Source organism: Pelagibacterium sp., from assembly GCF_035555455.1.
GTDB lineage: Bacteria > Pseudomonadota > Alphaproteobacteria > Rhizobiales > Devosiaceae > Pelagibacterium.
In genome coordinates, this window is sequence record NZ_DATMGM010000013.1 from 1 (window position 1) to 9,435 (window position 9,435).

Annotated in this window: 11 protein-coding genes and 1 pseudogene; all 12 read left to right on the forward strand. The window is 61.5% G+C overall.

Annotation, left to right across the window (positions count from 1 at the left end):
- Window positions 1–1,128 (forward strand): anthranilate synthase component I family protein (locus VNS12_RS02265; RefSeq protein WP_325486218.1); only part of this gene is annotated, 1,128 nt, incomplete at its 5' end.
- A complete protein-coding gene (locus VNS12_RS02270) occupies window positions 1,125–1,724 on the forward strand; it encodes an anthranilate synthase component II (RefSeq protein WP_325486219.1) in 600 nt (199 codons plus the stop codon). The genes VNS12_RS02265 and VNS12_RS02270, both read left to right, overlap by 4 nt.
- 370 nt (window positions 1,725–2,094) lie before the next feature.
- On the forward strand, window positions 2,095–2,580 hold the full coding sequence (secG, locus tag VNS12_RS02275) for a preprotein translocase subunit SecG (protein ID WP_325486220.1): 486 nt from the start codon (window positions 2,095–2,097) through the stop codon (window positions 2,578–2,580).
- 108 nt (window positions 2,581–2,688) lie between these two features.
- Window positions 2,689–4,317, forward strand: a complete 1,629-nt coding sequence (locus VNS12_RS02280) for a CTP synthase (RefSeq protein ID WP_325486221.1) — start codon at window positions 2,689–2,691, stop codon at window positions 4,315–4,317.
- Window positions 4,318–4,326: 9 nt separating this feature from the next.
- Window positions 4,327–4,515, forward strand: coding sequence for a DUF4169 family protein (locus tag VNS12_RS02285; RefSeq protein ID WP_325486222.1), 189 nt, complete (start codon window positions 4,327–4,329; stop codon window positions 4,513–4,515).
- Window positions 4,516–4,578: 63 nt separating this feature from the next.
- Entirely contained in the window at window positions 4,579–4,944 is a 366-nt protein-coding gene (locus tag VNS12_RS02290) for a PRC-barrel domain-containing protein (protein WP_325486223.1), read from the forward strand.
- Window positions 4,945–5,124: 180 nt separating this feature from the next.
- Window positions 5,125–6,399, forward strand: coding sequence for a phosphopyruvate hydratase (gene eno / locus VNS12_RS02295; RefSeq protein ID WP_325486224.1), 1,275 nt, complete (start codon window positions 5,125–5,127; stop codon window positions 6,397–6,399).
- 89 nt (window positions 6,400–6,488) lie between these two features.
- A pseudogene (locus tag VNS12_RS02300) lies at window positions 6,489–6,736 on the forward strand (BrnT family toxin).
- Window positions 6,733–7,038, forward strand: a complete 306-nt coding sequence (locus VNS12_RS02305) for a BrnA antitoxin family protein (protein ID WP_325486225.1) — start codon at window positions 6,733–6,735, stop codon at window positions 7,036–7,038. The pseudogene VNS12_RS02300 and the gene VNS12_RS02305 overlap by 4 nt, the downstream one beginning before the upstream one ends.
- A 92-nt stretch (window positions 7,039–7,130) precedes the next feature.
- On the forward strand, window positions 7,131–7,451 hold the full coding sequence (locus VNS12_RS02310; protein ID WP_325486226.1) for an FtsB family cell division protein: 321 nt from the start codon (window positions 7,131–7,133) through the stop codon (window positions 7,449–7,451).
- A 212-nt stretch (window positions 7,452–7,663) separates the two neighbouring features.
- Window positions 7,664–8,671: a pyruvate dehydrogenase (acetyl-transferring) E1 component subunit alpha gene (pdhA, locus tag VNS12_RS02315; protein WP_325486227.1), complete on the forward strand. Its 1,008-nt coding sequence runs from the start codon at window positions 7,664–7,666 to the stop codon at window positions 8,669–8,671.
- Between the two features lie 21 nt (window positions 8,672–8,692).
- The coding region (locus VNS12_RS02320) for a biotin/lipoyl-containing protein (protein ID WP_325486228.1) at window positions 8,693–9,435 on the forward strand (743 nt) is incomplete at its 3' end.

Genomic DNA, 9,435 nt, shown 5'->3' on the forward strand with positions numbered 1-9,435 from the left:
GGCTATCTGGGCTATGACATGGTGCGGTTCATGGAAGAACTGCCCGAAGGCAATCCCGACACGCTCGGGGTGCCGGACGCGCTGATGATGCGCCCCTCGATGCTGGCGGTGTTTGATTCGCTGCGCGATGAATTGTTTCTCTCTGCGCCGGTCTATCCCCGCGAGGGTGTTTCCGCGCGGCAGGCCTATGAAGCGGCCAATGAGCGGATCGAGGAAACTATCGCCCGGCTCGAACGCCCGCTGCCGCGCGGTGAGGTGCCTGATTTCAGCTCGATCGAGGTGACCTCGAACACCAGCCGCGAAGCGTATGCGGACATGGTCCGCAAGGCCCAGGACTATATCGCTGCCGGGGATATCTTTCAGGTGGTGCTGTCCCAGCGGTTTTCCGCTGATTTCACCCTGCCGCCGACCGCGCTCTATCGCGCCCTGCGGCGCACCAATCCCTCGCCTTATATGTATTTCCTCGACATGGGCGATTTCGCCGTGGCGGGATCGAGCCCGGAAATTCTCGTGCGGGTGGATGAGGGCGAGGTGACCATCCGGCCCATCGCCGGAACCCGCAAGCGCGGCGATACCCCTGAGCGCGACCGCGAACTGGCCGAGGAATTGCTCTCCGACCCCAAGGAACGCTCCGAGCACCTGATGCTGCTCGATCTGGGCCGCAACGATGTGGGGCGGGTTTCCAAGGCCGGGACCGTGAAGGTCACCGACCAGTTCTTCCTCGAATATTACTCCCACGTGATGCATATCGTGTCTAACGTGGTGGGCGAACTCGACCCGCAATACGACAATATCGATGCGCTGGCCGCCGGGTTCCCGGCAGGAACCGTGTCCGGCGCGCCAAAAGTGCGGGCGATGGAAATCATCGATGAGCTGGAAATCGCCCGACGTGGCATCTATGCGGGGTGCGTGGGGTATTTCGGCGCGGATGGGCGCATGGATACCTGTATCGTGCTGCGCACCGCGATCCTCAAGGACGGCAAGCTGCATGTGCAGGCCGGGGCCGGGATCGTTGCCGATTCGCAGCCCGATCTGGAACAGCTCGAATGCGAGAACAAGGCGCGGGCCCTGTTCAGCGCAGCCGAAGAAGCGCTGCGCTATGCGGGGCAGGCGAAGGTGGGCCAATGATGCGCGTACTGGTCATCGATAATTACGACAGTTTCACCTACAATCTCGTCCACTATATCGGCGAGTTGGGCGCAACCACCGATGTGGTCCGCAATGACCGGATCACCCTCGACGAGATCGCTGCCAAGGCACCGGACGCCATCGTGCTGTCGCCTGGACCGCGCACGCCGGACGATGCGGGTATCTGCCTTGCGCTGGTCGAGCGCTTTGCCGGGGTGATTCCCATTTTCGGGGTATGCCTGGGCCAGCAGATCATCGGGCAGGTTTTCGGTGGCTCGGTCGTGCGCGCGCCGAACGCGATGCATGGCAAGGTATCCACCATCACCCATGAGGGCGAGGGGGTATTTGCCGGGATCGCGCCGGACTTCAAGGCCACGCGCTATCATTCGCTGGTGGTGAGTGAGCCCGACCTGCCGGATGTGCTGAGGGTCACGGCCCGTTCCGAGGACGGGCAGATCATGGGATTGCAGCACCGCGACCTGCCGGTGCATGGGGTGCAGTTTCATCCCGAAAGCATTGCTTCGGAAAACGGCCACGCTATTTTCCGCAATTTTCTCGACCTTGCGCAGGCGTTCAACGCCAGCCGCGCGGCCTGAGCGCGCCAGCGTGATTTTGGCGCGGAAAAAGGGGCGGGGCAATTGCGCGTTGCGCATGGGGAAGGGCTGGCCATTGCCGATTTTTGGGTGTAGAACGCCGACCAACGCAATGCCCGTGTCGAGCCTTGCTTCTGCGTGATTGAGCGCGGGGCAGGGCAAAGCCGTGAGATGCCACCTGGCGTTGACCGCTCCGTGCATTGAAGGATTTCGGGTTTGGCCCAGCCGGGCTGGATCGACTGTTTGATCGGTGGCGCGTCCACGGTGCAGGAAAACGATCCGTTCCTGCCGGATGTGCTCCAAAGCTATTGCGCTGGCGGGGATCGCACCTACATTCTCCGCAATGGCGCCTGTTTGAAGGATAAACCGTTACATGGCCACAGTATTGATTGTCGCCTATCTGCTGATCGTGATTGCCATGATCGTGGTCATCCTGCTTCAGCGCTCCGAAGGGGGCGGGCTGGGCATGGGCGGCGGCGGCAATTTCATGAGCGCGCGCGGCTCGGCAAACCTTCTGACCCGCACCACCTCAATTCTGGGCACCCTGTTCATGGTCACGGCTATCGGTCTCACCATCGTGAGCCAGGCCGACCGCAGCTCCACTTCGATTCTCGATCGTGCGGCGCAGAACCCGGACGGCTCGCGCTCGACCGTGCTCGATGCGCTCGACGCGCTTGGCGGCGGCAATGACGACCTCGCGGTCCCCAGCCAGCCCGCTCCGGCAAATGACGATCTCCAGGTTCCCGAACAGCCTGCTGCTGCTGGCCAGCCCGACATTATCGAGCCGGGTGCTTCGATGATGTCGACGATGGGGGCACAACCTGCGCCGGACCAGGAACCGGCAGCTCCCGCCAACTGACGGGACTGGCAACTTCAAGAAGCTGGGGATGGAAACATCCCCTTCTTTTTTTGTGAGGTGCGATTTTCGCGCTTCGAATCGACGATGGCATATGTAAGGTAAAGTCCCATGGCTCGGTACGTTTTCATCACCGGTGGCGTGGTTTCCTCGCTCGGAAAAGGTTTGGCTTCGGCGGCGCTGGGATCGGTGCTGCAAGCGCGCGGTTATTCGGTGCGCCTGCGCAAGCTCGACCCCTATCTCAACGTCGACCCAGGCACGATGTCGCCCTATCAGCACGGCGAAGTGTTCGTGACCGATGACGGGGCGGAAACCGACCTCGATCTGGGCCACTATGAGCGCTTCACCGGTCGCTCGGCCAGCCGGCAGGACAATGTCACCACCGGGCGCATCTATTCCGATATCCTGGCCAAGGAGCGGCGCGGGGAGTATCTGGGCGCAACCGTGCAGGTGATCCCCCACGTCACCGACGAGATCAAGACCTTCGTCACCGCCGGCAATGAGGATTATGATTTCGTCCTGTGCGAGATCGGTGGAACCGTGGGCGATATTGAAGCCATGCCGTTCCTCGAAGCGATCCGCCAGCTGGGCAACGAACTGCCGCGCGGGGATGCGGTGTTTGTGCATCTGACGCTGATGCCGTTCATTCCCAGCGCGGGCGAGCTCAAGACCAAGCCGACCCAGCACTCGGTCAAGGAACTGCGCTCGATCGGCATTCAGCCGGACGTGCTGCTGGTGCGCTGCGACCGGCCCATTCCGGAAAGCGAAAAGCGCAAGCTGTCGCTGTTCTGCAATGTGCGCCCCAGCGCGGTGATCCAGGCGCTCGACGTCTCGTCCATCTATGACGTGCCGGTCGCCTATCACGAGGAGGGATTGGACACCGAAGTGCTCTCGGCCTTCGGCATTACCGATGCCCCGACGCCCGATCTGGGCAAATGGAACGAAATCTCCAAGCGTATCCATAACCCGGAAGGCGAAGTCACCATCGCCATCGTGGGCAAATACACCGAGATGAAGGACGCTTATAAGTCGCTTTCGGAAGCGCTGACCCATGGCGGCATTGCCAACAATGTGAAGGTCAATATCAACTGGATCGATTCCGAAGTGTTCGAGAATGACGATCCGGCGCCCTATCTCGAAGGGATCGACGGCATTCTGGTGCCCGGCGGGTTCGGTGAGCGCGGTTCGGAAGGCAAGATCAATGCGGCGCGGTTCGCCCGCATCCGCGATGTGCCCTATTTCGGCATCTGCTTCGGTATGCAGATGGCCTGTATCGAGGCGGCGCGGAACACCGCCGGGATCACCAAGGCCAGCTCGACCGAATTCGGCCCGACCAAGGAGCCGGTGGTCGGCCTGATGACCGAGTGGGTCAAGGATAACGATACGCAAAAGCGCAGTGAAGACGCCGATCTGGGTGGCTCGATGCGGCTGGGCGCCTATCCCGCGCAGCTGGTGCGCGGCAGCCGGGTGGCGGATATCTATGGCACCAACCACATCTCCGAACGCCACCGGCACCGCTACGAGGTCAACATGAAGTACCGCAAGGTGCTGGAGGCCAATGGCCTGTTGTTCTCCGGCCTGTCGCCGGACGGGACATTGCCCGAAATCGTCGAGCGGACCGACCATCCCTGGTTTATCGGCGTGCAGTATCACCCGGAACTGAAGTCGCGTCCGTTCGAGCCGCACCCGCTGTTCACCTCGTTCATTGCCGCTGCGGTGAACCAGAGCCGCCTGGTTTAGGGGCAGCCCATGGCCGAGATCGTCAATCTGCGACAGGCCAGAAAAACCAAGGCCCGCGCCGACAAGGAGCGGGCCGCCGAGGCCAACCGTATCCGGTTCGGGCGCACCAGAGCCGAGCGCGAGCAGACGGAAAAACAGGCCGGCCTCGAAACGAAACGTCTCGACGCGCACCGATTGGAGCGCGACGACGAGCCGTAGGAACCCGATGCCGCCATGGGCGTTGTCAACGCGACAACAAGAAAAACCCAACGGAGGTTGCTCATGCCCACTGCATCGGGACATACGACGGCCGTTCGCGCCAGCCGCGCGATCGGCACCGACGTCTATAATTCTGACGGCAAGAAGATCGGCAAGGTCGAGGATATCGTGCTCGACAAGACCGACAACTCGATCATGTTTGCCGTGGTCGGTTTCGGCGGCTTTCTGGGGATGGGGGAGAAGTTCCATCCGCTTCCCTGGGCGACGCTCGATTACGACAGGGAGCAGGAAGGCTATGTCGTGCCCTTCACCCGCGAGGAACTGGAAGCCGCGCCCGCAAGTTCGATCAATGAACTGACACGGGACGACGGGGCCCAGGCCCGCCGCGAGGCCTATTCCTACTACAAGGTCGATCCCTACTGGACATAAGTGCGCGCTGATATAGATGTGTGATTATACGGGCGGGTGCGCAGGCATCCGCCCTTTTCATTTTGAATGTAAGCCCTTGTTTTGCCGCGATTCCGATCCGCTAAAGTCACTTCCACTTTGGCGGCAAACGCTCTAGAACGGCTGCAACCGGCATCTCCCCATAAAATGAAGGGCGCTTTCATGTCTGCAATTATTGACGTTATCGGTCGTCAGATCTTTGACAGCCGCGGCAATCCCACCGTCGAGGTCGACGTGGTTCTCGATGATGGCAGCTTCGGCCGCGCGGCAGTGCCCTCGGGCGCTTCGACCGGCGCGCATGAAGCAGTCGAGTTGCGGGACGGCGGCGAAGCGTATCTGGGCAAGGGCGTGCTGGACGCCGTCGACAACGTCAACACCCTGATCGCCACGGAAATCGAGGGCATGGACGCGCTCGACCAGATCGCCGTGGACCAGGCGATGATCGAGCTCGATGGGACGCCCAACAAGGCAAAGCTCGGCGCCAACGCCATTCTCGGCGTGTCGCTGGCCGTGGCCCGGGCGGCGGCTGAATCGTGTGCACTGCCGCTGTGGCGCTATCTCGGTGGCCCGAACGCGCGGCTGATGCCGGTGCCGATGATGAACATCATCAATGGCGGCGAACACGCCGACAACGCCATCGATATCCAGGAATTCATGATCATGCCCGTGGGCGCGGATTCGCTGGAAGATGCGGTGCGGATCGGCTCGGAAATCTTTCACACGCTGAAAAAGGGCCTCGCGGCGGAAGGCCTCAACACCAATGTGGGCGACGAGGGCGGCTTTGCGCCGAACCTCAGCTCCACCGAAGACGCGCTCGGCTTTATCATGAAGTCGATCGAAAAGGCCGGTTACGCACCGGGCGAGGACGTATTCCTGGCGCTCGATAGCGCGGCGACCGAATTCTACAAGGACGGCGTCTATGCGCTGAAGGGCGAGGGGCGCTCGCTCGGGTCCGACGAGATGGTGCGCTACCTCGAAGACCTCACCAGCCGCTTCCCGATCATCTCGATCGAGGACGGCATGGCCGAGGACGACTGGGACGGCTGGAAGGCACTCACCGAAGCGATCGGCAACCGGGTGCAGCTTGTGGGCGACGATCTGTTCGTCACCAACACCGAACGGCTGCTGTCGGGCATCAAGATGGGCGTGGCCAACTCGATCCTCGTCAAGGTCAACCAGATCGGCACGCTGTCTGAGACCCTCGAAGCGGTCGAGACCGCCCACAAGGCGTCCTACACCTCGGTGATGTCGCACCGCTCGGGCGAGACCGAGGATTCGACGATCGCCGACCTCGCCGTGGCGCTCAATTGCGGGCAGATCAAGACCGGCTCGCTGGCCCGCTCCGACCGGCTGGCCAAGTACAACCAGCTGATCCGCATCGAAGAGTTCCTCGGAACCTCCGCGCGCTACGCAGGGCGTTCGGTGCTTCGGGGCTGATTGAATAAGCGAGAGCTTATGGTTGAGGGCGCGTCCACCGACGCGCCCTTTTTGTTGCCATTTTTCCAGAGCGTAGTTACATTTGCACGATGAAGATCGTTTGGGACGAGCCGAAGCGCCGCCTCAACCTGGAAAGACACGGGTTGGATTTTGCCGATCTTTCGTTCGATTTCTTTTCCAGCGCTATGGTTTACCCGGCAAAATCGGGACGTTTCGTTGCCATAGGCGAGCTCGATGGCAGACTGATGTCGCCGTGGTTTTTCTTGTTCTGGGATCAGAGGCGCTTTCGGTGATTTCCATGCGTCCAGCCAGCCGCAAGGAAAGGGGTATGAGATGACGAATACACGCTACTCTTCCCGCCGTCCGTTGACCGATGACGAGGAGGCGCAAATCCGCAAGATGATCGCGTCGGATCCGGACAATCCCGAACTGACCGACCCGCAGCTCGCCCAAGGCCGTCCATTTGCACAGATGTTTCCAGAGTTCGCCGAAAAGATTTCACGCGGGGGGAGGGGTGAGGCCGCCAAGAGTGAGGTGACCTTGCGCCTTGATGCCGATGTGCTCGAAAAACTGCGCGGGAGCGGTCCCGGGTGGCAGCAGCGCGTCAACGCCATGTTGCGCAAGGTGATGGGGCTGTAGCCGCAGATTGTTCCCCTGAGGGTCACCCCGGCAAGAAGTCCTTAAGCTTGATGGCGTATTAACGTCTGATGGTCCTCTGGTTTCGTGCTTCCATGCCTACCCGCGTCAAACGTCCTTCCATCCTTGCCAAGCTGAGCATCACTGTGGGGTTGCTCGCGTTTCAGGGCTATCTTGGCTATCACGTGGTGACGGGCACCTTCGGGATGGAAAGCCAGCGCGAAATGCTCGAAGAGATCAAGGTGCTGGAGGCGCGGCAGGCGGCGCTGGAGATCGAAATCGATTCCTATGAGCACCGCATCGCGCTGTTCGATCCGCGCCAGCTCGATCCCGATATCCTGACCGAGAGGGCGCGGGCGCTGCTCGGGCTGGTGCACCCGGACGATGTCATCATCGTTCCGGATGGTGGTCGATAAACCTCAATTCGGTTCATTTTAAATATTAACTGCATTTAGGTTGATGGCCGAAATGCATTCTTTGCCAAGGCGCTACTGGCCGGGCGTTGCGGGCTGCCGGCCCTTGCTGGCGGCGGGTCCGCGCGTATTGTATATCAATGCATCCCAGCATTCCGCCTGCCTGTTCTGTGGGCGCGGCGGCAGCGAGCCATTTTTCGTTCCGGAGATGTCGCATGGCGCGTAAAGCGACGGCCGCCAAGGCCAAATCCAATACCCCCGAACTCACCAAGGACGAAGAGCTTTATGCCTTTCGCGAAATGCTGCTGATAAGGCGGTTCGAGGAAAAAGCCGGCCAGATGTACGGCATGGGCCTGATCGGGGGCTTCTGCCACCTCTATATCGGGCAGGAAGCCGTGGTTACCGGCATCACCATGGCCTCCAAGAAGGGCGAAGACGCCCAGATCACCGGTTATCGCGATCACGGGCACATGCTGGTGATGGGCCTCGACCCCAACGGTGTGATGGCGGAACTGACCGGACGTCAGGGCGGGCTGTCGCGCGGCAAGGGCGGCTCAATGCACATGTTTTCGAGCGAGCACCGCTTTTATGGCGGCAACGGCATTGTCGGCGCGCAGGTGCCGCTGGGAACCGGGCTCGCTTTCGCGGCCAAGTACCGGGGCGAAGACACGGTGTCGATCACCTATTTCGGTGATGGGGCAGCCAACCAGGGCCAGGTCTATGAGAGCTTCAACATGGCCAAGCTCTGGAGCCTGCCGGTGGTCTATGTGATCGAGAACAACCGCTACGCGATGGGCACCTCGATCGAGCGCTCCGCCGCCACCACCGACCTGAGCCAGCGGGGACGGTCTTTCGACATTCCCGGCGAGCAGGTGGACGGCATGGACGTGCGCATGGTCAAGGAAGCCGCCGAACGCGCCATCGAACACGCGCGGTCGGGCAAGGGGCCCTACATTCTGGAAATGCTGACCTATCGCTATCGCGGGCATTCCATGTCCGACCCGGCGAAATACCGTTCCAAGGAAGAAGTCTCGACCATGCGCTCGGAACGCGATCCGATCGAGCAGGTGAGAAAGCGTATCCTCGACAATAATTACGCGACCGAAGACGATCTCAAGCAGATCGAAAAGGACATCCGCGCCATTGTCACGGAGGCGGCGGATTTCGCCACCAACGATCCCGAGCCGGATCCCTCCGAACTCTACACCGACATCACCGTTTAAGCGCAGGCTGGGAGATCTAAAATGGCAACCGATATTCTGATGCCCGCGCTGTCGCCCACCATGGAAGAGGGCACGCTGGCCAAATGGCTGGTCAAGGAAGGCGACAAGGTTTCGCCCGGCGATGTGCTGGCCGAAATCGAAACCGACAAGGCCACGATGGAAGTCGAATCCATCGATGAGGGCATTGTCGCGAAAATCTTCGTGCCGGAAGGGACCGAGGGCGTGAAGGTCAACACCCCGATCGCGGCGCTGGTCGCCGAGGGCGAGGACGCGAGCGCCGTTTCGGCGGAACCCGCACCGGCACAGGCCCAGGAGGCCCCAGTGGCGGAATCGCCGGCTGAGCCCGCTGCGTCCACGCCGGCAGTGCCCGCTGCACCGCAGTTTGTGCCCCAGAACGACCCGGACATTCCCGAGGGCGTCGAGATGGTGACGACCTCGGTGCGCGAAGCGCTGCGCGATGCGATGGCCGAGGAAATGCGCGCCGACCCCGACGTGTTCGTCATGGGTGAGGAAGTGGCCGAGTATCAGGGCGCCTACAAGGTGACCCAGGGCCTGTTGCAGGAATTTGGTGACAAGCGCGTTGTCGATACCCCGATCACCGAGCACGGCTTCGCGGGCGTCGGCGTCGGCGCGGCCATGGCCGGGCTGAAGCCGATCGTCGAGTTCATGACCTGGAACTTCGCCATGCAGGCGATGGACCAGATCATCAATTCCGCCGCCAAGACGCACTACATGTCCGGTGGCCAGATGCAGACCTCGATCGT

Coding starts and splice junctions, on each gene's coding strand:
- VNS12_RS02270 (WP_325486219.1), top strand. CDS start 1,125: ATGATGCGCGTACTGGTCATCGATAATTACGACAGTTTCACCTACAAT.
- secG (WP_325486220.1), top strand. CDS start 2,095: ATGGCCACAGTATTGATTGTCGCCTATCTGCTGATCGTGATTGCCATG.
- VNS12_RS02280 (WP_325486221.1), top strand. CDS start 2,689: ATGGCTCGGTACGTTTTCATCACCGGTGGCGTGGTTTCCTCGCTCGGA.
- VNS12_RS02285 (WP_325486222.1), top strand. CDS start 4,327: ATGGCCGAGATCGTCAATCTGCGACAGGCCAGAAAAACCAAGGCCCGC.
- VNS12_RS02290 (WP_325486223.1), top strand. CDS start 4,579: ATGCCCACTGCATCGGGACATACGACGGCCGTTCGCGCCAGCCGCGCG.
- eno (WP_325486224.1), top strand. CDS start 5,125: ATGTCTGCAATTATTGACGTTATCGGTCGTCAGATCTTTGACAGCCGC.
- VNS12_RS02305 (WP_325486225.1), top strand. CDS start 6,733: ATGACGAATACACGCTACTCTTCCCGCCGTCCGTTGACCGATGACGAG.
- VNS12_RS02310 (WP_325486226.1), top strand. CDS start 7,131: ATGCCTACCCGCGTCAAACGTCCTTCCATCCTTGCCAAGCTGAGCATC.
- pdhA (WP_325486227.1), top strand. CDS start 7,664: ATGGCGCGTAAAGCGACGGCCGCCAAGGCCAAATCCAATACCCCCGAA.